The sequence below is a fragment of the Roseovarius sp. genome, assembly GCF_027019125.1.
GTDB lineage: Bacteria > Pseudomonadota > Alphaproteobacteria > Rhodobacterales > Rhodobacteraceae > Roseovarius.
This window is the reverse complement of the sequence record NZ_JALUXE010000027.1, coordinates 477,145-500,147: the sequence shown is the minus strand read 5'-3', so window position 1 is coordinate 500,147 and position 23,003 is coordinate 477,145. Positions and strand designations below refer to the sequence as shown.

Annotated in this window: 25 protein-coding genes; 10 read left to right on the top strand and 15 right to left on the bottom strand. The window is 64.2% G+C overall.

Annotation, left to right across the window (positions count from 1 at the left end; translation table 11 throughout):
- Nucleotides 1-52: 52 nt before the first annotated feature.
- The 5 genes from MVC20_RS10680 (at nucleotide 53) to MVC20_RS10660 (ending at nucleotide 4,173) form a co-directional block, all read left to right on the top strand.
- The gene (locus MVC20_RS10680; protein WP_297541140.1) at nucleotides 53-850 is read left to right on the top strand and encodes an ABC transporter ATP-binding protein; all 798 of its coding nucleotides are present in this window, start codon (nucleotides 53-55) and stop codon (nucleotides 848-850) included.
- Nucleotides 851-888: 38 nt separating this feature from the next.
- On the top strand, nucleotides 889-1,650 hold the full coding sequence (locus MVC20_RS10675; RefSeq protein WP_297541138.1) for a transporter substrate-binding domain-containing protein: 762 nt from the start codon (nucleotides 889-891) through the stop codon (nucleotides 1,648-1,650).
- A 5-nt stretch (nucleotides 1,651-1,655) separates the two neighbouring features.
- Nucleotides 1,656-2,408 carry an ABC transporter permease subunit gene (locus MVC20_RS10670; RefSeq protein ID WP_297541136.1) on the top strand — a complete coding sequence of 251 codons (753 nt, stop codon included), beginning with the start codon at nucleotides 1,656-1,658 and terminating at the stop codon, nucleotides 2,406-2,408.
- On the top strand, nucleotides 2,405-3,190 hold the full coding sequence (locus tag MVC20_RS10665) for an ABC transporter permease (RefSeq protein WP_297541134.1): 786 nt from the start codon (nucleotides 2,405-2,407) through the stop codon (nucleotides 3,188-3,190). The genes MVC20_RS10670 and MVC20_RS10665 overlap by 4 nt, the downstream gene beginning before the upstream one ends.
- A gap of 119 nt (nucleotides 3,191-3,309) precedes the next feature.
- Complete coding sequence (locus tag MVC20_RS10660; protein WP_297541132.1) at nucleotides 3,310-4,173, top strand: DUF2189 domain-containing protein; 864 nt, start codon at nucleotides 3,310-3,312, stop codon at nucleotides 4,171-4,173.
- On the opposite strand, the gene MVC20_RS10655 is transcribed toward MVC20_RS10660, so the two are convergent.
- On the bottom strand, nucleotides 4,170-4,757 hold the full coding sequence (locus tag MVC20_RS10655) for a riboflavin synthase (RefSeq protein ID WP_297541130.1): 588 nt from the start codon (nucleotides 4,755-4,757) through the stop codon (nucleotides 4,170-4,172). The genes MVC20_RS10660 and MVC20_RS10655 overlap by 4 nt on opposite strands.
- A gap of 139 nt (nucleotides 4,758-4,896) precedes the next feature.
- Here MVC20_RS10655 and MVC20_RS10650 point away from each other — a divergent pair, with 139 nt between their 5' ends.
- From MVC20_RS10650 to MVC20_RS10640, 3 genes are all read left to right on the top strand, one after another.
- Nucleotides 4,897-6,189 (top strand): capsular biosynthesis protein, encoded by a 1,293-nt coding sequence (locus tag MVC20_RS10650; protein WP_297541128.1) that lies wholly within the window; start codon nucleotides 4,897-4,899, stop codon nucleotides 6,187-6,189.
- 98 nt (nucleotides 6,190-6,287) lie between these two features.
- Entirely contained in the window at nucleotides 6,288-7,436 is a 1,149-nt protein-coding gene (locus MVC20_RS10645) for a polysaccharide biosynthesis/export family protein (protein WP_297541126.1), read from the top strand.
- A complete protein-coding gene (locus MVC20_RS10640; RefSeq protein WP_297541124.1) occupies nucleotides 7,433-9,454 on the top strand; it encodes a capsular polysaccharide biosynthesis protein in 2,022 nt (673 codons plus the stop codon). Before MVC20_RS10645 ends, MVC20_RS10640 begins: the two co-directional genes overlap by 4 nt.
- Nucleotides 9,455-9,471: 17 nt before the next feature.
- Here MVC20_RS10640 and MVC20_RS10635 read toward each other — a convergent pair whose 3' ends face one another.
- From MVC20_RS10635 to MVC20_RS10620, 4 genes are read right to left on the bottom strand one after another with little or no spacing between them, the layout of a single operon-like run.
- On the bottom strand, nucleotides 9,472-10,398 hold the full coding sequence (locus MVC20_RS10635) for an OmpA family protein (RefSeq protein ID WP_297541123.1): 927 nt from the start codon (nucleotides 10,396-10,398) through the stop codon (nucleotides 9,472-9,474).
- A gap of 6 nt (nucleotides 10,399-10,404) precedes the next feature.
- Nucleotides 10,405-10,977, bottom strand: coding sequence for a peroxidase-related enzyme (locus tag MVC20_RS10630; protein WP_297541121.1), 573 nt, complete (start codon nucleotides 10,975-10,977; stop codon nucleotides 10,405-10,407).
- Nucleotides 10,978-10,980: 3 nt separating this feature from the next.
- Entirely contained in the window at nucleotides 10,981-11,700 is a 720-nt protein-coding gene (locus tag MVC20_RS10625) for a GNAT family N-acetyltransferase (protein WP_297541119.1), read from the bottom strand.
- Nucleotides 11,697-12,419, bottom strand: a complete 723-nt coding sequence (locus tag MVC20_RS10620; protein WP_297541117.1) for a molybdopterin-binding protein — start codon at nucleotides 12,417-12,419, stop codon at nucleotides 11,697-11,699. Before MVC20_RS10620 ends, MVC20_RS10625 begins: the two co-directional genes overlap by 4 nt.
- Before the next feature lie 45 nt (nucleotides 12,420-12,464).
- Here MVC20_RS10620 and sfsA point away from each other — a divergent pair, with 45 nt between their 5' ends.
- Nucleotides 12,465-13,196: a DNA/RNA nuclease SfsA gene (sfsA, locus tag MVC20_RS10615; RefSeq protein WP_297541115.1), complete on the top strand. Its 732-nt coding sequence runs from the start codon at nucleotides 12,465-12,467 to the stop codon at nucleotides 13,194-13,196.
- A gap of 40 nt (nucleotides 13,197-13,236) precedes the next feature.
- Complete coding sequence (gene map, locus MVC20_RS10610) at nucleotides 13,237-14,049, top strand: type I methionyl aminopeptidase (protein ID WP_297541113.1); 813 nt, start codon at nucleotides 13,237-13,239, stop codon at nucleotides 14,047-14,049.
- A 13-nt stretch (nucleotides 14,050-14,062) separates the two neighbouring features.
- Here map and tsaA read toward each other — a convergent pair whose 3' ends face one another.
- The 10 genes from tsaA to MVC20_RS10560 all read right to left on the bottom strand — a co-directional run bounded on the left by tsaA (nucleotide 14,063) and on the right by MVC20_RS10560 (nucleotide 22,897).
- Entirely contained in the window at nucleotides 14,063-14,545 is a 483-nt protein-coding gene (tsaA, locus tag MVC20_RS10605; protein WP_297541111.1) for a tRNA (N6-threonylcarbamoyladenosine(37)-N6)-methyltransferase TrmO, read from the bottom strand.
- A gap of 16 nt (nucleotides 14,546-14,561) precedes the next feature.
- Nucleotides 14,562-14,915: an H-type lectin domain-containing protein gene (locus MVC20_RS10600; RefSeq protein WP_297541109.1), complete on the bottom strand. Its 354-nt coding sequence runs from the start codon at nucleotides 14,913-14,915 to the stop codon at nucleotides 14,562-14,564.
- Between the two features lie 113 nt (nucleotides 14,916-15,028).
- Entirely contained in the window at nucleotides 15,029-15,454 is a 426-nt protein-coding gene (locus MVC20_RS10595) for a F0F1 ATP synthase subunit epsilon (RefSeq protein WP_297541107.1), read from the bottom strand.
- A 66-nt stretch (nucleotides 15,455-15,520) separates the two neighbouring features.
- Nucleotides 15,521-16,945, bottom strand: a complete 1,425-nt coding sequence (atpD, locus tag MVC20_RS10590) for a F0F1 ATP synthase subunit beta (protein WP_297541105.1) — start codon at nucleotides 16,943-16,945, stop codon at nucleotides 15,521-15,523.
- Between the two features lie 18 nt (nucleotides 16,946-16,963).
- A complete protein-coding gene (locus MVC20_RS10585) occupies nucleotides 16,964-17,839 on the bottom strand; it encodes a F0F1 ATP synthase subunit gamma (protein WP_297541103.1) in 876 nt (291 codons plus the stop codon).
- A 15-nt stretch (nucleotides 17,840-17,854) separates the two neighbouring features.
- Nucleotides 17,855-19,393 (bottom strand): F0F1 ATP synthase subunit alpha, encoded by a 1,539-nt coding sequence (atpA, locus tag MVC20_RS10580; RefSeq protein ID WP_297541101.1) that lies wholly within the window; start codon nucleotides 19,391-19,393, stop codon nucleotides 17,855-17,857.
- Nucleotides 19,394-19,960, bottom strand: a complete 567-nt coding sequence (locus tag MVC20_RS10575; protein WP_297541099.1) for a F0F1 ATP synthase subunit delta — start codon at nucleotides 19,958-19,960, stop codon at nucleotides 19,394-19,396.
- Between the two features lie 368 nt (nucleotides 19,961-20,328).
- A complete protein-coding gene (locus MVC20_RS10570; RefSeq protein WP_297541098.1) occupies nucleotides 20,329-20,991 on the bottom strand; it encodes an NnrU family protein in 663 nt (220 codons plus the stop codon).
- On the bottom strand, nucleotides 20,991-22,205 hold the full coding sequence (locus MVC20_RS10565; RefSeq protein WP_297541096.1) for an NnrS family protein: 1,215 nt from the start codon (nucleotides 22,203-22,205) through the stop codon (nucleotides 20,991-20,993). The genes MVC20_RS10570 and MVC20_RS10565 overlap by 1 nt, the downstream gene beginning before the upstream one ends.
- Nucleotides 22,202-22,897: a 5-formyltetrahydrofolate cyclo-ligase gene (locus tag MVC20_RS10560; protein WP_297541094.1), complete on the bottom strand. Its 696-nt coding sequence runs from the start codon at nucleotides 22,895-22,897 to the stop codon at nucleotides 22,202-22,204. The genes MVC20_RS10565 and MVC20_RS10560 overlap by 4 nt, the downstream gene beginning before the upstream one ends.
- Nucleotides 22,898-23,003: the final 106 nt, after the last annotated feature.

Below are 23,003 nucleotides of genomic sequence, written 5' to 3'. Positions count from 1 at the left end.
TAATTACGACTCTTCCGCCTTACTACAAGCCGAAAGTGCCCACGCCGGAGACATGCCCTTGACCGCAGCGCCCCGACCGCCCGACGCACCCGCCCCGGTGCCTCCCGCGATCCTTGTCGAAGACCTGCACAAGTCATTCGGGCCGCTCGAAGTGCTCAAGGGCGTGTCGCTCACCGCACAAAAGGGCGATGTGGTGGCGATCATCGGCGGGTCAGGCTCGGGCAAGTCGACGATGCTGCGCTGTATCAATTTCCTTGAGACGCCGACATCGGGCCGGATCGTGGTCAATGGTGAGGAAATCGCCATGCGCCCCGACGGAAGCCCCGCCGACCGCCGCCAGATCGAACGTATCCGCACGAGGCTTGGCATGGTGTTTCAGGCCTTCAACCTCTGGACCCATCGCACCCTCCTTGAGAACGTGATCGAGGTGCCGGTGCATGTTCTGAAAACCCCGAAAAATCAGGCGATTGAGAGGGCGCGCGCGCTGCTTGATCGCGTTGGCCTTGGCGACAAGGCCGATACCTTTCCCGCCTTTCTGTCCGGTGGCCAACAACAGCGCGCCGCCATTGCACGGGCGCTCGCGGTCGATCCTTCCGTGATGCTATTCGACGAACCCACCAGCGCGCTTGACCCCGAGCTTGTCGGCGAGGTGCTCAGCGTGATCCGCGATCTTGCCGCCGAAGGGCGCACCATGCTGATCGTCACCCATGAGATGAAATTCGCCCGCGAGGTGGCCAGCCATGTGGTCTATCTCTACCAGGGCCGGATCGAGGAAGAAGGCCCCCCCGAGCGCGTCTTTGGCGCGCCGCAATCGGCCCGCCTCAAGCAATTCCTGCAAACCGTCGGATAAGGCGGGGCAGATCAAACCAACCAACAAGGGAGACTGACATGACACTGAAAACCATCCTCGCCGCCGCCACTTTGGCGGCCCTCGGCACCGGGCTTGCCGCGCAAGAGGTCAAGATCGGCATCGCCGCCGAACCCTATCCGCCCTTTGCCTCGCTCGACAGCTCGGGCACCTGGGTCGGCTGGGAGGTCGATGTGATCGACGCGGTGTGCAAGGCCGCAGAACTCAACTGCGTGATCACCCCGGTGGCATGGGACGGGATCATCCCCTCGCTCACCGGCGGCCAGATCGACGCCATCATGGCCTCCATGTCGATCACCGAAGAGCGGATGAAAACCATCGACTTTTCCGACCCTTACTACAACACGCCAACCTTGGTCGTGGCTGACAAGGCAGCCAACATCGACGCCACCCCCGAGGGCCTGAAAGGCAAGATCATCGGCGTTCAGGCCTCGACCATCCATCAGGCCTATGCGCAGGAATACTTCAAGGACGCCGCCGAGATCCGGATCTATCAAACGCAGGACGAGGCCAATCAGGATCTGGTCGCAGGCCGGATCGACGCCACGCAGGCCGACAGCATCGCCATGGCGGATTTCGTATCCACCGACGCGGGCGCCTGCTGCGAGATCAAGGGCAATGTCGCGGATGACCCGGCCATTCTCGGGCTTGGCGTGGGGGCCGGCGTGCGCAAGGATGACGACGCCCTGCGCGAGGCGCTCAACAAGGGCATCGCGGCCATTCTGGCCGACGGCACCCATGCGGAGATCACCTCGCACTACTTCAAAGCCAGCATCTACTAAACCCGTTGGAGGGGCTGCTGGACACATTGGGGCTGGCGGAAGCCGCCAGCCTCTTGTCGCTAGAGCCTCCGGGCTGGGGCGGCAACCTCTTGCGCGGACTGGTGAATTCGCTCCAGATCGCGCTCGGGGCCTTTGGCTTTGGCCTCCTGATCGGATTGGGCGGAGCTTATGGCAAGCTTTATGGCGGGCCGCTCCTGCGCGATCTTCTGGCAATCTACACCACCGTCATCCGCGCCGTGCCGGAACTGGTGCTGATCCTGATCCTCTATTACGTCGGCTCTGACCTGATCAATCAGGCCGCAACCGCCATGGGCTATGACCGGGTCGAGATCAGCGGCGTCGTTGCGGGCATCTGGGTCTTGGGCGTGGTGCAAGGGGCCTATGCAACCGAGGTCTTGCGCGGGGCGATTCAGGCAATCCCGCCGGGGCAACTAGAGGCCGCGCGCGCCTTTGGCATGCCACCGCTGATGACGCTGCGCCGCGTGACGATCCCTGCAATGATGGGCTTTGCCACGCCGGGACTGGCAAACCTCTGGCTGATTGCCACCAAGGACACAGCCCTCCTGGCTATCGTGGGGTTCAGCGAATTGACGCTGGAAACACGACAGGCGGCAGGCAGCACGCGGGCCTATTTCACCTTTTTCCTCGCCGCGGGCGCGCTCTACCTCCTCGTCACGCTGTTCTCCGGCACGATCTTCGCGCGGATCGAGAAATGGGCGCGGCGCGGTCAACCCTCGTTGCGCGAGGGTGGGCGATGAGCGATCTGCGCGCCCTCCTGATCCCGCGCCGCCTGTTCCTGATGGCGCTTTTTGCCGGTTTCGTGATCTGGTGCGCCCTCTCGCTGCGATGGGACTGGTTGCCGCAATACCTGCCTCTGGCGATTGAGGGGCTGTGGCGCACAATCTGGATTCTGGTGGTGACGGTGGTGCTTGGGTTCATGCTCGCCGTGCCGCTTGGACTGGCACAGGCGGCAGGGCCCTGGTATCTGGCCACCCCCGCGCGCATCTTCTGCACCATCATTCGCGGCACGCCGCTCCTGCTGCAAATCTGGCTGCTCTATTACGGGCTTGGTTCTCTTTTTCCGCAATACCCGTGGATACGCGGGTCCGATCTGTGGCCCTATCTGCGTCAGGCCTGGCCCTATGCCGTTCTGGCACTTACCCTGTCCTATGCGGGCTACGAGGGCGAGGTGATGCGCGGCGGCTTTGCCAGCGTGCAAAAAGGCCAGCTAGAGGCCGCGCGCGCCTTTGGCATGCCGCGTTTCACGATCTTTCGCCGGATATGGCTACCGCAGGCCATTCGCAATGTCCTGCCCACCCTCGGGGGCGAAACCATCCTGCAACTCAAGGCAACGCCGCTGGTCGCAACCATCACCGTGATCGAGATTTACGCGGTCTCGAGCCGCGTGCGCGCCGACACCTTCATCGTCTATGAACCGCTGTTGCTGCTGGCACTGGTCTACATGATCATCGCGGGCCTTATCGCGCTGATGTTCCGCTGGGTCGAAAACCGCGTCCCCTCGCGCAGACGAGAGGGCTGAATCCCCGTCGCTCCATCGTGATGTGACGGCAGGGGCAATCCGTGGTATCCTGTTCCCACCACAACGTGACGGCGCAATGCCGGACCTTCGGCTTCCGCGCCCCGAAAAGGGAGGCCAGAATGACCAAGACCATCGGCAATCCATTGACATGGCTGGCGGGCACCACCGCAAGCGCGGGGCGCAGCGCGTCCGACGCCGCCGAGGCGCTCGGCAGCGAAATCACCACCCCACCCGAGGTGCGCACCCTCAGCCATGACGACCTGCGCGCCGCCCTGCACAAGGGGCTGGCGGATTTCGTGGCCCTGCGCAGCGACGTGTTCTTTCTCATCGCCATCTATCCGCTGATCGGCATCACGCTGGCCCTCACGGCGTTTCACTCCGCCAATCTCCACCTGCTCTTTCCGCTGGCGGCGGGCTTCACCCTGCTGGGTCCGGTGATCGGAACCGGGCTCTATGAAATGAGCCGTCAGCGCGAAACCGGGCAGGCAACGGGCTGGGGCACTGCCCTGCACGCCCTGCGCGCGCATGTTCTGGGGCCGGTGCTGGTACTGGGGGTCTATCTCATGGGGCTTTTCGTGGTCTGGATGTTCGCCGCAAAGTATATCTACGACCTCACGCTTGGGCCGCTTCCGCCCACCAGCCTGATGGGGTTTGCGCAGGATGTGCTGACCACCGGGGCGGGCTGGCAGATGATCATCTTGGGCATGGCCACGGGCTTTGTCTTTGCCGCCGCCGTTCTCGTGCTCAGCCTGATCTCGTTCCCGATGCTGATCGACCGGCGCGTGGGCCTGCCTGTGGCGGTGATGACCTCGGTTGCCGTGGCGCGGCGCAATCCGCGCATTGTCGCCACCTGGGGCCTGATCGTGGCGCTTGGCATGACCCTCGGGATGCTGCCCGCGTTCCTCGGATTGGTGATCGTGCTGCCGGTGCTTGGGCACGCGACATGGCATCTCTACCGCGCCGCCGTGCCGGCTGAGGGCTAATCCGCCTCGGCCAGCCGCGCCACATAGCGCGCGAGCGTGTCGATCTCGAGATTGACCATATCACCGAGGGCCACATCGCCCCAAGTGGTCACCGATTTGGTATGCGGGATGAAGTTGATCCCGAAATCGCAGCCCTCGACCTCGTTGACGGTAAGCGAGGTGCCGTTGAGCGCCACCGATCCCTTGGGGGCGATGAACCGTGCGAGGGACGCGGGCGCGCGCAGCGTGACGCGGGTGCTGTCGCCCTCGTCGCGCAACCCCACGACCTCGGCCAGCCCGTCGACATGGCCCGACACGATATGCCCGCCCAATTCGTCGCCCACCCGAAGCGCACGTTCCAGATTGACGCGCCGCCCCTCGGCCCATCCCGACAGATTGGTCTTGGACAGGGTTTCGGCCGAAATATCCACGTCGAACCAGCCGGACCCGAGCGCCACAACCGTCAGGCACACGCCATCACAGGCGATAGAGGCACCAATCTCGATCCGGGCGGTATCATAGCCGGTTCCGATCCGCGCGCGCAGATCGCCACGATGCTCGACCGCCTGAATGCGCCCCACATCGGTGATGATGCCCGTGAACATGTATCGCTCTCCTCTTGGTGTCCTGCGACCCCTACCGCCCCCACCGCCGCCAGACAAGAGACCGCAGCCGACAGGGCTTATTTTCGCCCGATTATTGCAGTAGAAAGCGTTATCAAGCGCAAAGGCAAGAGACTCTGCCATGACTGGTCTGACCGGCAAGAACCGTGCGTTCCTGTTTCTTCAGGGGCCGCATGGGCCGTTCTTCTATCAACTCGGGCAGATGCTGCGCCGGGCGGGGGCGGATGTCTGGCGCGTGGGATTCAATGCCGGGGATCAGGCCTTCTGGCGCGAGCGGAGCAGCTATCTGCCCTTCCTCGGTCAGGCCGAGGATTGGCCGGCAACTCTCACCCAGGTCCTCGATGACAAGCGCATCACCGATCTGGTGCTCTATGGCGATACCCGGCCCATCCATGCGCAAGCGGTTGAACTGGCGCGGGCGCGCGGCCTCACGATCCATGTGTTCGAGGAAGGCTACATGCGCCCCTATTGGGTGACGTATGAGCGCGGCGGCACCAACGGCAACTCCCGCCTGATGGAGATGAGCGTACCCGAGATGCGGCAGGCGCTGGAAAACTCGGACATGGACACCGCCCTGCCCCCGGCCAGTTGGGGTGACATGCGCCAGCATGTGTTTTACGGCGCGCTCTATCATGGCTTTGTCCTCTTCCTGAACCGCCGCTACCGCCATTTCCGCCCCCATCGCGCGCTGACCGTCGGGCAGGAATTCACGCTTTACCTCAAACGCCTCGTGCTGATGCCGGTCCAAGCCATCGAGCGGCGTCTGACCACATGGCGGGTGCGCACCGGCGGCTTCCCCTATCACATTGCGCTCTTGCAATTGGAACACGACGCCTCGTTCCAGGCCCATTCGCCCTTTTCCACGATGACCGAGTTTCTGGAAACCGTGATCGACGGCTTTGCACGCGGTGCGCCACCCCATCATCATCTGGTGATCAAGGCGCATCCGCTGGAGGATGGCCGCGCCCCGATCCGCAGCGAATTGCGCCGCCTTGTGCGCGCCCATGGCCTGCGCGGGCGGGTGCATTACCTGCGCGGCGGCAAGCTTGCAAAATTGCTGGACGAGGCGCGTTCTGCCGTCACGGTCAATTCCACGGCGGCACAGCAGGTGCTCTGGCGTGGCATTCCGCTGCGCACCTTCGGTCAGGCGGTCTATGCCAAACCGCAATTCGTCTCGACCAAACCCTTGCCCGATTTCTTTGCCGGGGCAGAGCGCCCCGACCGCCGCGCCTACACCGATTATCGGCGATTTCTGCTGGAAACCAGCCAGATCGCGGGCGGCTTTTATTCCTCGTCCGGGCGGCGTCAATTGCTGCGACAAGCGGTCGATATGATGCTCGCCCCCGAAGACCCCTATGACGCGCTGCGCTCCGGCAGCGCGGCCCCTCGGCAACAGTTGCGCCTCATCACATAGGCTCAGGCGATGGAAATGCTGGATTTTATCAATTTTGTCCGGTAGCCTTGCGAAAAAAGACCCGAGGCAGAACAAGAACAGGTCGAGGAGACCGAGCAGTGACATCCCGACACACCCGATGGGCGCGCCCTGTCGCGCTATTGCTTATCGCGTCCCTCGTGGCCGGATGCGGCCTGCCGCGCGTGGGCCCCAACAAACGTCAACTCTACGCCGGATCGGTCCAACGTCAGGGCGATGCCTTTGTCGTGACGGTGAATGATCGCGTGACCCGCGCGACCGCCGTGCAACCGGCGCTTGGCTTTACCGACCAGTTTCAGAACGCAGGCCTGCTTGGCTCTGACCTTATCAGCCCCGGCGATACCTTGGGCCTGACCATCTGGGAAAACGTCGATGACGGGCTCTTGGCCGGCGAGGCGACCAACCAGACCACCCTGGGCGAGGTGCAGGTGGACGGCTCCGGCTTCATCTTCGTGCCCTATGCAGGCCGGATCAAGGCCGCGGGCAACACCCCCGAGGGCGTCCGCCGCATCATCACCGAAAAACTCGAACAGCAGACCCCCGATCCCCAGGTCGAAGTGCGCCGCCTTGCGGGCAACGGCTCGACCGTGTCGATCAGCGGCGCGGTCAGCGGTCAGGGCGTCTATCCGATCGAGGCCCCCACCCGCACCCTCTCGGCGATGATTGCCTCTGCCGGTGGCATCGCGATCCCGCCAGAAGTGGCACAGATCACCGTCCTGCGCGGCGACCAGCGCTCCAAGGTCTGGTTTCAGGACCTGTTCAAATATCCGCAGTTCGACATCGCCCTGCGCGGTGGCGACCGCATTCTGGTCGAGGCCGATACCCGCGCCTACACCGCCCTCGGGGCCACCGGTGCCCAGTCGCGCGTGACCTTCGAAACGCAGACCCTCAGCGCGCTCGAGGCCATCGCACAGGTGGGCGGTCTCTCGACCGCTGCCGCCGATCCGACCGGCGTCTTCGTGCTGCGCAACGAACCGGCGGAAATCGCCAATCAGGTGCTGGGCCGCAACGATCTTCAGGGCGCGCAACGTCTGGTCTATGTGCTCGACCTGACGAAACCCAACGGCATGTTCATGGCGCGGGATTTCTCGATCCGCGACGACGACACGATCTATGTGACCGAAGCACCGTTCACGCAATGGTCCAAGGTCATCAGCGCCTTTACAGGCACGCTCGGCGCGGTCGGGTCGGTCTCGACGGCCTCCTCCACGCTCTCGGGCGACTTTTGAGCCAGCCCTCTGACGGGCAACCCGCTGGCGAGGCCGAGGCCTCCCGGCGGGTTTTCTATTTCAACGGCGGGTTTCTCTGGCAAACCCGCGTGCGCCGTATCCTGAAACTGGCGGGCCATGACCTGACCCTCGGGCGCCCCGGCACGCGCGACCGGATCGCCGTCTGGGGCCACAGCCCCTATGCCGCGCGCGGCGAGGCCGTGGCAGCCCGCATCGGGGCCGGGCTCTTGCGCGTCGAGGATGCGTTTCTGCGCTCGCTCCATCCGGGGCGCAGCGGCGAGCCGCCTCTTGGCCTCGTGATCGACCGGCGCGGCATCTATTTCGATAGCCGCCACGCCTCCGATCTCGAATATCTGCTGGCCACGCATCCGCTCGACGATACCGCCCTTCTGGACCGGGCGCGCAGCGGCATCGCACGGTTGCAAGAGGCGCATCTGAGCAAATACAGCGCCTTTGATCCCGCCACCCCCTGCCCTGATCCGGGCTATGTTCTGGTGATCGACCAGACGCGCGGCGATGCCTCGGTCACGCATGGCGGGGCAGATGCCAACACCTTCCGCGAGATGCTCTATTGGGCGCAAGAGGATCACCCCGGCGCGCCCATCGTGATCAAGACCCACCCCGAAACCACATCGGGCCACCGCCCCGGCTATTTCAGCCCCAGGGACGAAAGCGCGCGCATCCGCCTCCTCTCCGATCCGGTCAGCCCTTGGGCGCTGCTGGAAGGGGCCATCGCGGTCTATTGCGTGACCTCGCAGATGGGGTTCGAGGCCATTCTGGCCGGACACCGTCCGCAGGTCTTTGGCCAGCCCTTCTATGCGGGCTGGGGCCTGAGCGACGACCGCCACCCGCTGCCCCTCAGCCGCCGAGGCCGCAAGCTGACGCGCGCACAGCTCTTTGCCGGGGCCATGCTGCTTTATCCGACATGGTATGACCCCTGCCGCGACCGGCTCTGCGACCTGGATCAGGCGATTTCGACGCTGGAGGCCGAAACGCGGGCCTGGCGCGAGGATCACATCGGCTGGCAGGCCCATGGCATGCGCCTGTGGAAACGCGCCCCGCTGCAACGCTTCTTCGGCCAGCATCGGCGCATGGTCTTTGGGGGCGCGCCCCGGACAGACCGGCGCGTGATGGTCTGGGCCTCGCAGGCCGACACAGCGCCGGTTGGGGCAGTGCGTGTCGAGGACGGCTTCTTGCGCTCGCGCGGCCTGGGGGCCGATCTCATCCCGCCCCTGTCGCTGGTCTGTGACGATCTCGGCATCTATTATGACCCCACGCATGACAGCGGGCTAGAGCGCCTGATCGCCGCCCGCGCCCGCCTGCGCCCCGATCAGGACCAGCGTGCCGAGGCGCTGATCGCATCGCTGATCCGGCATGGCCTCAGCAAGTATAACCTCGGTCAGCCGGTGCCCGACCTGCCCGAAGGACGGCGAATCCTCGTACCCGGTCAGGTCGAGGATGACGCCTCAATTCGCCTGGGGGCCGGAACCATCTGCACCAATCTCGCACTCCTGCAAGCGGCCCGCACGGCCAACCCGGATGCCGTGATCCTTTACAAACCACATCCCGATGTCGAGGCCGGTCTGCGCCCCGGCGCCGTGCCTCCCGCGGCCGCCCGCGACCTCGCAGATGTGATCCTTGACCGCACCGATCCGGCCCGGCTCCTGGGCATGGTCGACGAGGTCTGGACCATGACCTCGCTTCTGGGGTTCGAGGCGCTATTACGCGGGGTGCGTGTCACCACGACCGGCACGCCGTTCTACGCCGGTTGGGGCCTTACCCGTGATCTGGGCGACATCCCGGCGCGGCGCAATGCGCGACCCACGCTGCGCGGTCTCGTCCATGCCACGCTGATTGATTATCCGCGCTACCGCGATCCCGTGACCGGGCGGCCCTGCCCGGTCGAGCTGGTGGTCGAGCGGCTGGCGCATGGTCCCCTGCCCCGGCCTGGCCCCGCCAACCGCTTCTTGGCCAAGCTGCAAGGCGCGCTGGCCTCGCACGCCGCATGGTGGCGCTGAGGCGGGTCAAGCAACCGCTATTGCGGGCCGGCATCCAATAGGACAACCTCGACCCGGCGATTGCGCTCGCGCCCCTCTGGGCTGGAATTGGGGGCAATCGGGGCCAGATAGCCGATGCCATGCGCCTCGATCTGCGCCGGGTCTACGCCATGCGTCTCGACCAGACGCGCCATCACCGCTTCGGCGCGGGCGCGCGACAGGGGCGTATTCGCCTCCAGACCCCCCGTGCTGTCCGTATGTCCGACCAGCGCCACGCGCGTCTGTGGCGATGCCGCCAGAAACGCCGCCAGTTCCACAAGACTGGCATAGGGACCCGGCCCAAGCGCGTTGTCTCCCGAGCCGAAGTCGAGCCCCTCAAGCACCACATGCCCTGCTTCCAGCAACTGGTCCGCAAGGTCAAACTGCGGCGCGGCAGCATCGGGCGCGGGCGCCACGCTCTGCCCCTCGGGCAGAGGCGTCACATGCAAAACCTGGACATAGCCGGTCTGCCCGCTCTGGCTCACGATCACGGCGGCATGTTCCCGCGCGGCCCCCACCCCCCGCCGCACCAGCAGGTAGCGATAGTCGAAGATGTCCAGAAACATATCCGGCGCAGGCAGTGTCGGCAGGCCAAAGCGGAAATCGAACCCGCCACAGGCGGCCGCCTCGCACTCGAACACCACATCCCAACCCGATTTCTCAAGTTGATCCGCCAGCGGGGCCAGCATTTGCAGCGTGGTGATCCGCTGCACCGGCATCCGCCAGGCGCGGATCTCGATCCGCCCTTCAAGGCGCAGGCTGGGCAGCGTCTGGCCGGTATGTGGCCCCGTCGGCAGGCTCACCGTGTCCGCCGCACGGATCTTCTCGCGCGTCTGGACGGCCGTTGCGGGCAGGTTAAGATCGACCGCAGAGGCCGGGCCGCCCGCCAGCAGCATCCAGAGCAAAAATGTCAGAGCGCGCCGCATTCTGCCTTATCGCGCCTGCGCGTGATACTCGGGGTTGGGCTGCATGCCCGTGGCCGAGGCCACGCGATTGCTCATGTTGAAAAAGCCCGCAACATTGGCAATGTCCCAAATGTCGCGCTCGGTGAACCCCACGTCGCGCAGTCCGGCACGATCCGTTTCGGTGATCTCGGACGAGGCGCGCGTGACCTTTTCCGCAAAGCCCAGCATCGCGCTCTGCCGTGCATCCAGCCGCGCCACCCGCCAGTTCATCACCATGGCCTCGCCAAGCGCCGGATCACCCGAGAGTTGCCGCACCGCCGCACCATGCGCCACCTGGCAATACCAGCAGCGATTGATCGCACTGACCACCACCGCGATCATCTCGCGCTCCAGCTTGCTCAGGCCACTCTCGGCCAGCATCAGGTTGTTGTAGAGCGTGGTAAAGGCGTTGAGCTTGTCGATATCGAACGCATAGGCCCGGAGAACATTGGGGATCATGCCCAGTTTCTCGGCGCAGATGTCGAAATACCTCTGCGTGGCCTCGGGCAGCGGGTCGAGCATCGGCAGATCAAGCGCTGTGGGCTGGTCCGAATTGGTCATGTCTCACTCCTTTTGCCGGTAATGGTAGTCGCCCACATGCGAAAATCCCATCGCGGAATAGAGCCCGTTGGCCCCCTGATTGCTCTTGGTGCAAATCACCGCCAGAAATTCCGCGCCTTCGGATTGCGCCCAAAGAGCGGCCTGAAGCATCATCAGGCGCCCCATGCCTGCGCGGCGATGGCGGGCCTGCACCTCCAGCGCATGCACCATGGCAACTCCATCGTGAATGGCGGCAAAGCCGGTGGCGGCGGGCTGGTCCTTGTGCCTGCCGAACAGCCCGGTCTTGGGGCCGGTCACACGCTCCATCACCGCGATGCGCGCCGGGCCGATCCCGCCCTCGGCCCAGATTTCGCACATGATTTCCAAGGGTTCCCAAACCGCAAAGGTGCTGACACGCGGCGGCCTGTCCACCGTCAGGGCCGCAACGGGCACCACATAGAGATTGACGGGATCGACCACGTCATACCCCTCTGCGGCCAAGAGCGCATCCAGCGCGCCATCCCCCTCCCGCAATTGAAACAGCGGGGTTTGATCCAGCGCGCGCATCGCGGCCTCGGCACTGGCGAGTTCCTCGGGCGTGATCGGCCGCGCCGCCGTGGCCGCCGACACGCGCTTGCCGCCGCCCCGCCCCTCACGGATCGTCACCGGGCCAAGCACCTCTGTCCGCGCGGGCGGCCATGTCGCCTCTGTCACCGCATAAAGGGTCTGTACATCGGGCATCATGCTGGAAACATCCCCGCCAATTCGGACATTGCCGCATCAAGCCGCGCGCCATCCTGCCCGCGCATCACGATCTGCGCGCCATAACACCCGTCGCGGATGAACGGATAGGATCCGATGCTCAAATCCGGGTACCGTCCCGCCAGATCCGACAAGGGTCCGGCAATGTCGCCCTCGCCGCGCCGGATTTCCAGCGTCTGTGACAGGATCGGCGCGCCCCCCGTGAGCTTGGGCAGCACAGAGGCCAGCATCGCCTGAAAGATCGACGGCACCCCGGCCATGACATGCACATTCTCGATGGTAAAGCCCGGCGCGGCACTGATCGGATTGTCAATCAGCGTGGCCCCGTCGGGAATACGCGCCATGCGCAAGCGCGCATCGTTCAACTCCTGCCCACGCGCGTCGTAATGCGCGGCCAGAATGGCGCGGGCATCCTCGCGCACCGAAATGGGCCGATCAAAGGCCGCCGCCACATTCTCGGCGGTGATGTCATCATGGGTCGGGCCAATGCCCCCCGAGGTGAACACATGGTCATAGGCCGCACTCAGCGCGCGCACGGCGGCCACGATGGCGGCGGGATCGTCGCTGACCACGCGCACCTCCCTCAGGTCGATGCCCACCTTCGTCACCTCGCCCGCCAGATAATGCATGTTGGCATCGCGCGTGCGCCCCGAGAGGATCTCATCTCCGATGACAAGCATGGCGGCGGTCGGGTTGGGCATGGCAGACTCCTTGATCCGGGGACAAACCCGGTATAGGCGCAGGCCATGCGCTTTCAAACCCCTCTTGTGCAGGCTGTGCTGCTGCGCCGCTACAAACGCTTTCTCGCCGATATCCGCCTTATGGACGGGCGCGAGGTGACGGCGCATTGCGCCAATCCCGGCAGCATGATGGGCCTGGCAGAGCCGGGCGCGTCCATCTGGGTCGAACCCAATGACGATCCGCGCAAGAAACTCAAATTTGGCTGGCGGCTGGTCGAGGGTGCGGCTGGCGATTTCACCTGTGTGGATACCGCCATTGCCAATCGCGTGATCAAAGAGGCGCTCGAGGCGGGGCAGATCTCGGAACTGGCGGCCTATGATGTGGTGCGCCCCGAGCAATCCTACGGCGCGGGCAGCCGGGTGGATTTCCTGCTCTCGGGCGCGGGCCTGCCCGATGCCTATGTCGAGGTGAAATCCGTGACGCTCTCGCGCAGCCCCGGTCTCGCGGAATTTCCCGACAGCGTCACGGCGCGCGGGGCGCGCCACCTGGGGGAATTGTCCGAAATGGCGCGCGCCGGGCACCGCGCCGTGCTTCTCTATCTGGTGCAACGCACCGATGCGCAGGCCGTGACCGTGGCAGAGGACATAGACCCCACCTATGCGTCGGCATTGCACCGGGCGCACGCCGCAGGGGTCACGGTGCTGTCATATCGGGCCAATATCACGCCGCAAGAGGTCACAATCGGACACAGTCTGCCCCTCGCGGGTCAGCGCCCTCTGGTCCTTTCGCGCAAATAGCCCTAGATAAACGGAAAATGTACACCATACGAGGCCGGACGTGAACGAGACACACCGAGGACGATTGACGCGCGAAGGTATCCGCATCCATGAGACTGCGGATTTTGCCGGCATGCACCGGGCCGGGGCGCTCGCCGCACAGATCCTTGACGAGATCGCAGAGCATGTTTTTGTCGGCCAGACCACCGCCGCCATCGACAAGGTGATCGAGGACAGGGTCAACGCCTCTGGCGCGAAATCCGCCACCATCGGTTACAAGGGCTATCAGCACGCAAGCTGTATCAGCGTCAATCACGTGGTCTGCCACGGCATTCCCGGCGACAAGGTTCTGAAAGACGGTGACATTCTGAACGTCGATGTGACGGTGATCGTGGATGGCTGGTTCGGCGATACCAGCCGCATGTATGTGGCAGGCAAACTCAGCCGCAAGGCCGAGCGCCTCGTTCAGGTCACCCATGATGCGCTGATGAAAGGAATCGAGGCCGTGCGCCCCGGTGCCACCTTTGGCGACATCGGCCACGCGATCCAATCCTATGTCGAGGCGCATCGCATGTCGGTGGTGCGCGATTTCTGCGGTCACGGGCTGGGCCGCGTGTTCCACGCCCCGCCCAATGTGCTCCATTACGGGCGGGCGGGCAGCGGGCCGCGACTGGAGGAAGGTATGTTCTTCACCATCGAACCGATGGTCAATCTGGGCCGTCCCGAAACCAAGGTCCTCGCCGATGACTGGACCGCCGTCACCCGTGACAAATCCCTGTCGGCACAGTTCGAACATTCCATCGGCGTCACTGACACGGGCGCAGAGATTTTCACCCTGTCGCCCGCGGGCAAATTTCATCCCACCTGGGCGTGATCGGAAAATCGCCCTACCCCTGATCTGCCGCCTTGGGCGGGGCCTTTGGCGTAAACTCGCAACGGTCCGGCTTGATGTCCACCAAAGGCGTGCCATCGAGACAATCCAGCCCCCGCACGACCAAGGCCGCCCCGTCCACCCCGATCAGCCGCACCTGCGAGGTTCCGATGGGATTGGGCCGCTGCGGGGAGCGCAGGGCAAAGGTGCCGAAATACCGCCCCCCATCGCCCTTGGGGTTCTGCCGCACCAGGTCACGCCGCGACCGATCCAGCCAATAGAGGATTTCGAGATGCTGATAGGCTTCGATCCCCTCCAGCGCCGCGACCCAAGGCGCGAAAACCTCTATCCGGCACTCCGGCCCATCGAGCCGCCCCTGACGCGGGCAATCTTCCCGCCGGGTCCATGGCGTATGTAACCGGCCGATGAACTGTAGCGCGGCGTCCTGCCTTTCGGGCTGCTCGGTCACCACCTCACCAGCGCGCAATCGCGTGTCCATCCCGGCCCCCCTTCCGTCAGTAGACGTCTTGCCAGTCATCCTCGTGGAACACCTCGCCAAGCGCCATCCAGCGCACCCGCACCCGGGCAACCCGCGTATCCGCCCAGGTGCGAAACACGATGTCGAACCCCTTTGTCGTGATGTTCTCTGCCGTGACATCGGCGCGGGCATTGGTGGCACTGTCCATATCCCAGAGCGACAGCGCCACATGCACCGCGGGCTCGGATTTGAACGGCGTGCCAAAGGTGATCTTCTTGCGTCGCTGACGCGCGCCCGAGCCGGTCCACATCTCTCCCCCATCGGCAAAATCCGAAAAGAGGACATCATCCCCCTGTTCGATCCCGATGGCCTGATTGATCAAGAATTTCATACGACGCCTTCCGACACGCGGACGAGACTACACCGCTTTTCTGGCAAAATTTAGAGCGAAAAATGAAAAAGGGCCGCGGAACGGCCCCTTTGATCATCGAATCCGGCGCGGCCTCAGTTGGCCGACAAACCGATATGATCGCCAACAGCCACCATATCCGCCAAGAGCTTGGCCAATTCGTCGACCGGGCCGGGCTCATTGACGAATTTCTCCTGCGCATGCGCCAGTTTGTCGGTCGCGGCGTCCACCATCGCCTTGTAGGTCTCGCGCGTCATGTCCTCGCGCGCAACGGCCTGCTCGGCCAGCACCGACACGCTCTTGCCGCTGATCTCGGCAAATCCACCGGTCACGACATATTCCTTCTCGCCCGACGGCCCCGAAACCCGCAGGATACCGGGACGCAGGGTGGTGATGAGCGGGGCGTGATCGGCCATGGCGGTCAGATCGCCCTCGGCTCCCGGAATGCTCACCTCATGGGCAGCAACCGAGGCCAAGAGCCGCTCAGGGCTCACCAGATCGAATTGCACTGTTTCAGCCATCTCGGCCTCCCTCATTCTGTCCGGCTTGCGCGGGGCTTACCCGCGCAAAACCGGGACAGGCGTTGATCAAGCCGCGTCGGCAGCCATACGTTCGGCTTTGGCGATCACCTCGTCGATGCCGCCCACCATGTAGAAGGCCGCTTCGGGCAGGTGGTCGTACTCGCCCGCAACCACGGCCTTGAACGATTTGATGGTCTCTTCCAGCGGCACCTGCACCCCGTCCGAGCCGGTGAACACCTTGGCCACGTCGAAGGGCTGGCTGAGGAAACGCTGGATCTTCCGGGCGCGGGCCACGGTCAGCTTGTCCTCTTCGCTCAGTTCGTCCATGCCGAGAATGGCGATGATGTCCTGAAGCGACTTGTAGCGCTGCAGGATACCCTGAACGTCACGCGCCACGGCGTAATGCTCTTCGCCCACGATGGACGGGTCCATCAGACGCGAGGTCGAGTCGAGCGGGTCCACAGCCGGATAGATGCCAAGCTCGGAAATCGCACGGCTGAGAACGGTCGTGGCGTCGAGGTGGGCAAAGGTCGTGGCCGGTGCCGGGTCGGTCAAGTCGTCCGCAGGCACGTAAACAGCCTGAATGGACGTGATCGAACCCGCCTTGGTCGAGGTGATGCGCTCCTGCATGGCACCCATGTCGGTGGCCAGCGTCGGCTGATAACCCACGGCCGAAGGAATACGACCCAGAAGCGCCGACACCTCGGACCCTGCCTGCGTGAAGCGGAAGATGTTGTCCACGAAGAACAGAACGTCGGTCCCCGACTGGTCGCGGAACTGCTCGGCCAGCGTCAGGCCGGTCAGCGCCACACGGGCACGCGCCCCCGGAGGCTCGTTCATCTGACCGTAAACAAGGGCCACCTGGCTTTCTTCCAGATTGTCGGGCTTGATCACGTTCGATTCAATCATCTCGTGATAGAGGTCGTTGCCCTCACGGGTCCGCTCGCCCACACCGGCGAACACCGAATAGCCCGAGTGCACCTTGGCGATGTTGTTGATCAGTTCCATGATGAGAACCGTCTTGCCCACACCGGCACCACCGAACAGGCCGATCTTGCCGCCCTTGGCATAGGGGGCCAGAAGGTCCACCACCTTGATCCCCGTCACGAGGATTTCCGACGCGGTCGACTGTTCCGCGAACTCGGGCGCGGGCTGGTGGATGGCGCGGTATTCGGTCGCCTTGATCGGCGCGCCTTCGTCCACGGGCTCACCCACCACGTTCAGAATACGGCCCAGCGTCGCATTGCCCACCGGCACCGAAATCGGCGCGCCGGTATCGGTCACGGCCTGACCGCGCACGAGACCTTCGGTGGCGTCCATCGCGATGGTGCGCACGGTGTTCTCACCCAGATGCTGCGCCACTTCGAGGATCAGCTTCTTGCCGTTGTTGTCGGTTTCCAGCGCGTTCAGAATGGCTGGCAGATCGCCGTCAAATTGAACGTCCACAACGGCGCCAATGACCTGCGTCACCTTGCCTTTTGCATTTGCCATGTTTCGTCTCCGGTTCTCTTACAGCGCTTCCGCGCCGGAAATGATTTCAATTAGCTCGTTGGTGATCACGGCCTGACGCGAGCGGTTGTATTCGATCGTCAGCTTGTCGATCATCTCGCCTGCGTTGCGCGTCGCGTTGTCCATTGCGGACATGCGCGCCCCCTGCTCGGACGCACCGTTTTCCAACAGCGCGGCAAAGATCGCGGTCGCCACCCCACGCGGCAAGAGATCGGCCAGGATCGCCTGCTCGTCGGGCTCGTAATCATAGAAGCTGTCGGTATCGACCTCTCCCGCTTCGCTCACGTCAAAGGGGATCACCTGCTGGATGGTCGGCACCTGGCTGACCACGTTCTCGAAGCGCGAGAAAAAGATCTTCGCGACGTCGAACTCACCCCCGTCGAACCGCTTCAGCACTTCGGTGGCGATCCCCTGCGCATCGGCATAGCCCAGACGCTTGACTTCGCTCAGATCGACGTGACCCACGAAATACTGACCCAGGTCGCGCTTGATCGCGTCGCGGCCCTTCTTGCCGACGGTCAGGATCTTGACCGTCTTGCCCTTGGCCAACAACTCGGCGGCATGGGTCTTGGCCAACTTGGCGATATTGGCGTTGAAGCCACCGCAGAGGCCCCGCTCGGCGGTCATCACCACCAAGAGATGCACCTTGTCCTCACCCGTGCCCGCCAGCAGACGCGGCGCATTGGCCGCATCCCCGACAGAGGCCGCAAGCTTGCTCATCACCGCGTTGAACCGCTCGGTGTAGGGGCGGGCCTGCTCGGCAGCATCCTGCGCGCGGCGAAGTTTCGCCGCAGCAACCATCTGCATGGCCTTGGTGATCTTGCGGGTCGATTTGACCGACCCGATCCTGTTCTTCAGGTCCTTGAGACTCGGCATTGCCTTATCTCCCCCTTATGCGAAGTCAGCGGCGAATTCGTCCAACGCAGCCTTGATACGGTCCTCGGCCTCACCCTTGATTTTGGGGTCTTCCTTGGTGATGTAGGCCAACAGATCAGCGTGCTTGCCGCGCAGGTGCTTGAGCAGACCCTGCTCGTAACCACCCACCTGGTTCACCGGGATCTTGTCCAGATAGCCCTTGGTGCCCGCATAGATCACGCAGACGATTTCCGCATTGGTCAGCGGCGAGTACTGCGGCTGCTTCATCAACTCGGTCAGACGCGCACCGCGGTTCAGCAACTGCTGGGTTGCCGCGTCAAGGTCAGAACCGAACTGGGCAAAGGCCGCCATCTCGCGATACTGCGCCAGTTCCAGCTTGACCGGACCCGCGACCGACTTCATCGCATTGGTCTGCGCCGACGACCCCACACGAGACACCGACAGACCGGTGTTCACGGCGGGACGGATGCCCTGATAGAACAGTTCCGTCTCAAGGAAGATCTGGCCGTCGGTGATCGAGATCACGTTGGTCGGAATAAAGGCCGACACGTCGCCGCCCTGCGTTTCGATGATCGGCAGCGCGGTCAGCGAACCTGCGCCGTTATCAGCGTTGAGCTTGGCCGAACGCTCCAGCAGACGGGAGTGGAGGTAGAAAACGTCACCAGGATAGGCTTCACGGCCGGGCGGACGGCGCAGCAGCAGCGACATCTGACGATAGGCCACGGCCTGCTTGGAAAGGTCATCGTAAACGATCAGCGCGTGCCGGCCATTGTCGCGGAAATGCTCGGCCATCGCGGTCGCGGAATAGGGGGCCAGGAACTGCATCGGCGCGGGATCCGACGCGGTGGCGGCCACAACGATCGAATACTTGATCGCGCCGCTTTCTTCCAGCTTCTTCACCAGCTGCGCCACGGTCGAGCGCTTCTGACCCACAGCGACGTAAACGCAATAGAGCTTCTTGCTCTCGTCGTCGCCAGCGGCTTCGTTATAGATCTTCTGGTTCAGGATCGCGTCCAGCGCCACGGCGGTCTTGCCGGTCTGACGGTCGCCAATGATCAGCTCCCGCTGGCCACGGCCGATCGGGATCATGGCGTCCACCGACTTGAGGCCGGTCGCCATCGGCTCGTGCACCGATTTACGCGGGATGATGCCGGGGGCCTTCACGTCGGCCAGACCGCGGGTCTTGGTCTTGATCGGACCCTTGCCATCCAGCGGGTTGCCCAGACCGTCCACAACGCGGCCAAGCAGCTCGTCGCCGATCGGCACGTCCACGATGGACTTGGTGCGCTTGACGGTGTCGCCTTCCTTGATGTCACGGTCCGACCCGAAGATCACGACACCGACGTTGTCGCTCTCAAGGTTCAGCGCCATGCCCATGATCGAGCCCGGAAACTCGACAAGCTCGCCAGCCTGAACATTGTCCAGCCCGTGAACCCGTGCGATCCCGTCACCCACCGAGAGAACCCGGCCGATCTCGGCAACTTCGGCGTCCTTGCCAAAGTTCTTGATCTGGTCCTTCAGGATCGCAGAAATCTCTGCTGCTTGGATACCCATTTATCCGACCTCTTTCATTGAATTCTGCAGGGAATCGAGCTTGGAGCGGATCGACGTGTCGATCATCTTCGAGCCCATCTTGACGACTAGACCGCCGATGAGGCTTTCATCAACGGTCGCATTGATCTTGACGTCCTTGCCGACGCGCGCCTTGAGCGCCTTGGCCAGCTTGTCGGATTGTGCCTTGGTCAGCGCCTTGGCGCTGGTCACATCGGCACTCACTTCGCCCTTGTCTTCGGCGATCATGGCATTGAGCTGTGCAATCAACTGCGGCAGCACAAACAGACGCCGCTTCTGGCCCATCAGCGCGAGACCGTTCTGCAACTCCGGCATCAGGTTCATCTTGGCCGCAACCGCAGACATGGCCGCCCCCTGCGCATCGCGGCTCAGAACCGGAGAGGCGATCATCGCGCGCAGGTCTTCGCTGTCGCTCAGCGCCTGTGCCAGATCAGTGAGATTGCTTTCGAGTTTGGCCAATCCTTTGGCCTCGCGCGCAAGCTCGAATATCGCAGTGGCATAGCGCGCGGCAATGCCAGTAGAGATCGAAGCTGGTTCGGACACGTCCACCCTTCCGATAATCTGGCCCCGGTTGGTCAGTCGTGACGCGGGGTCACATCCGGGGGCGTTGGCATAGGGTGAGACTTGCGAACCACCCAAATTCGGCTGCGGTGTAGCAGAGCCTTCCCAAGCGGGCAAGCCGCTTGAAAACTATTGTATACTATTGAATACAGTTATATTTCAGTTACTTAACGCAGGTGCGACCTAATGCGCGCTTTTTAATCTTCAAAAAGTTTCACTTTTTACTACGAATTGGCGATTCCCCTCACGACATCCCTGCCCAAAGCCTCGGCGCACGTTAACGCTATCAGCGTTTTACAGGCACGTCGCGCGGATTTTGCGGCATCGGCCAAAGACTGCCAGGTCCCGAAACCGCCCTAGCCCAGCGGCGAGACGCCAAACAGAACGGGATGCGCCGCAACCAACCCCACATAGAGCAAACCGCCAAGCAGCCCCCGCACGCATGCCATACCCCAACTGCGCGGCCTCATCCCCGCCTGCCGCCGCGCCTGGTCCAGCCGCAGCCACTCTGCCCCCATGCCTCGCCGCTTGCGCCTGTCGACGATCCACATCCCCCCGATGGCAAAGCCCGCGAAGCTGCCAAACAGGATCACATGCGCCAGATCGCCATTGGGCAGCACATGCGCCAAGGCCCAGAGCGCCAGCGCCAGCAACAAAGGATGCCGCGTCAGCCGCACGATCCCCGGACGCTCCGGAGCGAACCGTTCATTCCGCGCGCCACCAAAGGAAAACGGATTGGGCCGCCCGACGCTCACGCCCAGGATCACGCAGACCCCCAGCATCACGGCCAGCGTGACATGCCCCTGCCACGCCGCCCAGCCCCAGAGCGGCACAAAGGGCGCCCGCCCCGCCGCGCCGATCACCCATGCCAGAACCGCCAGCGACAGGATCGAATAGCCAAGGGTGAATCCTCCCGCCCCCGCCCGCGCCACCAGCCAGGCCTTGACCTTGGGGCGCACCGGCACCGTATGGCTCAGAAAGAACGCGGCAAAGGCCGCGATGAACTCGGCCCAGCCCATCAGGCCCCCGGTATCGTCTTCGCCGGTTTCCGCCGCAGCATCAGCGGCCCGTATAAAACCGCGAACCCCCCAAACGCCGCGATCCATGCAGTCCCCGCCAACGCGTGCAACAGGACCGCCTCCGCAGGCCACAGACCAGCCGCCAACCGCGCCAGCACAGAGACCACCAGCGCAAGGTAAATCAGCACCGTGGCCCGGCCTGCGGTCAACCTGCGGCCCGTATGACCCAGCGTTGCCCGCGTCATCACGGCCAGCGTCATCAGCCCCGCCGCGCCCGCCATCCACAAATGCTGCGCCGCCGCCGCGCCAAGGATACCCGAACCCAGCGCCTCCAGCCCGACGGCCAACGCTCCAACCGGCACGAACGCATAGCCCAGGTGCAACACCCAGACGAGCGGCTCCGCCCCGGTGCGCTCGCCCGCCCAGCGCGCCAGACGCGCGGCATGACAGACACCCGCCATCACAAGAGCCCCACCCGTGGCCGCGGCCTCAGGCCAGATGACCCACGCCGCCAAGGCCCCGAGCAGGAGTACAAGCGCCCCCTTGTCGAACCGCTGCATCGGCGGCACCGGCAACCGCCCCGCCCCCCGCCGCGCCAACCAGTTGCGCGTGAACGACGGCACGATCCGCCCGCCGATGACCGCGATCATCATCACCACCGCCGCCAACCCCAGCCGCAGGCCATGCCCCTGCGCCGCATAATCCCCCCGCGCTGCCTCCCAATGAAACAGCGCATTGCCCAGCGCAAAGACCGCCAGCATCGCCAACACGATCAGATTGCGCCAGTTTCTGCCCGCCACGATCTCGCGCAGGATCACCGCGCCCAGACCCACCGGCATCGCCAGATCCATCAGCGCCACCGCCAGGGGCGGCATCCCGGCCGAGAGCATGACCGCCCCCCGCCCGATCAGCCACAACGCCGCCAGTCCCGCCAGCGGCCAGCCCACGATGGGCAGACGCCCGGTCCAGTTCGGCACCGCCGTCAGCAGAAAGCCGGCGATCACCGCGCCAAGATAACCAAAGAGAAACTCATGCGCGTGCCATGTGACCGGATCGAATGCCGTTGGCAGGTGCAGCACCCCCGCCAGCATCGGCACCCAGAGCGCCATGATCCCCGCTGCCCAGAGACCAGCCCCAAGAAAGAAAGGCCGAAAGCCGAAACTCAGGATCGCGGGCCCGCGCCAAACCCGCATCTGCTCTGCCGTGCTCGTCATCTGCCCGTCCTTTCGGCCCTCAGGCCCGCGTCCGTCACGACCATGTCGAGCGGAATGTCATGCGGCTGCGGATAGATCGTCTCGATCCGCGCATCGCTCAGCGCGATACCGATACTCACCGGGCGCGGATCAAGCACCGCCAAGGTCCGGTCGAAATACCCACCGCCATAGCCCAGCCTGTAACACTCGGTCGTCCAACCGATCATCGGTGCAAGCGTGATGTCGGGCGTCACCTGCTCCGCCTCGGGCGGCGGCACCGGGATATTCCAATCGCCCCGAACCATCTGCGTCTCGGGCGTCCATCGACGAAACACCAGCGGCGCGGCCTTGACCTCGACAATCGGCAACGCGATCAGCACCCCATCTGCATGCCACTCTGCCATCAGCCCGCGCAAATCCGGCTCGCCCTTGATCGGCCAGTAGCAGGACAGCACCTTGCCCCGCGCCCCGTTGAATTTCTCTTTCACCACCGCGCGCAGGTGATCCGAGATGGCTCGCCCAACCTCCTGCCGCGCCGCCACGCTCAACGCATCGCGCAAGCCGCGCAAGCGCGCGCGCTCGGATTTACGCCACCGCGCGACATCGCGCGCCTGCTCCGGATCGGTTGCGTCAGGATCGAAATAGGTCGGGTCCACCTCTGCCGCCATGCAGGGCGAAGAGGCATATCTGCCCGGCTTCGGGGTATCGGACATGCGGCCGTCCTTTCCGTGGTCCGGGACGGGCACGCGGCGCCGATCCCGCTTTCCATCCCGGTCTAATCCCGCTAATAGGTATTGTAAATACCGATTTAGCAGAGAG

Bases quoted from the DNA above. Each gene is read 5' to 3' on its own strand.
- atpD (WP_297541105.1), bottom strand. From the start codon at position 16,945: ATGGCAAATGCAAAAGGCAAGGTGACGCAGGTCATTGGCGCCGTTGTG.
- MVC20_RS10650 (WP_297541128.1), top strand. From the start codon at position 4,897: ATGACTGGTCTGACCGGCAAGAACCGTGCGTTCCTGTTTCTTCAGGGG.
- MVC20_RS10630 (WP_297541121.1), bottom strand. From the start codon at position 10,977: ATGACCAATTCGGACCAGCCCACAGCGCTTGATCTGCCGATGCTCGAC.
- MVC20_RS10565 (WP_297541096.1), bottom strand. From the start codon at position 22,205: ATGACGAGCACGGCAGAGCAGATGCGGGTTTGGCGCGGGCCCGCGATC.
- MVC20_RS10570 (WP_297541098.1), bottom strand. From the start codon at position 20,991: ATGGGCTGGGCCGAGTTCATCGCGGCCTTTGCCGCGTTCTTTCTGAGC.
- MVC20_RS10585 (WP_297541103.1), bottom strand. From the start codon at position 17,839: ATGCCGAGTCTCAAGGACCTGAAGAACAGGATCGGGTCGGTCAAATCG.
- MVC20_RS10560 (WP_297541094.1), bottom strand. From the start codon at position 22,897: ATGTCCGATACCCCGAAGCCGGGCAGATATGCCTCTTCGCCCTGCATG.
- sfsA (WP_297541115.1), top strand. From the start codon at position 12,465: ATGCGCTTTCAAACCCCTCTTGTGCAGGCTGTGCTGCTGCGCCGCTAC.
- MVC20_RS10635 (WP_297541123.1), bottom strand. From the start codon at position 10,398: ATGCGGCGCGCTCTGACATTTTTGCTCTGGATGCTGCTGGCGGGCGGC.
- atpA (WP_297541101.1), bottom strand. From the start codon at position 19,393: ATGGGTATCCAAGCAGCAGAGATTTCTGCGATCCTGAAGGACCAGATC.
- MVC20_RS10625 (WP_297541119.1), bottom strand. From the start codon at position 11,700: ATGATGCCCGATGTACAGACCCTTTATGCGGTGACAGAGGCGACATGG.
- MVC20_RS10595 (WP_297541107.1), bottom strand. From the start codon at position 15,454: ATGGCTGAAACAGTGCAATTCGATCTGGTGAGCCCTGAGCGGCTCTTG.
- MVC20_RS10665 (WP_297541134.1), top strand. From the start codon at position 2,405: ATGAGCGATCTGCGCGCCCTCCTGATCCCGCGCCGCCTGTTCCTGATG.
- MVC20_RS10675 (WP_297541138.1), top strand. From the start codon at position 889: ATGACACTGAAAACCATCCTCGCCGCCGCCACTTTGGCGGCCCTCGGC.
- MVC20_RS10600 (WP_297541109.1), bottom strand. From the start codon at position 14,915: ATGAAATTCTTGATCAATCAGGCCATCGGGATCGAACAGGGGGATGAT.
- MVC20_RS10655 (WP_297541130.1), bottom strand. From the start codon at position 4,757: ATGTTCACGGGCATCATCACCGATGTGGGGCGCATTCAGGCGGTCGAG.
- MVC20_RS10680 (WP_297541140.1), top strand. From the start codon at position 53: ATGCCCTTGACCGCAGCGCCCCGACCGCCCGACGCACCCGCCCCGGTG.
- MVC20_RS10620 (WP_297541117.1), bottom strand. From the start codon at position 12,419: ATGCCCAACCCGACCGCCGCCATGCTTGTCATCGGAGATGAGATCCTC.
- tsaA (WP_297541111.1), bottom strand. From the start codon at position 14,545: ATGGACACGCGATTGCGCGCTGGTGAGGTGGTGACCGAGCAGCCCGAA.
- MVC20_RS10660 (WP_297541132.1), top strand. From the start codon at position 3,310: ATGACCAAGACCATCGGCAATCCATTGACATGGCTGGCGGGCACCACC.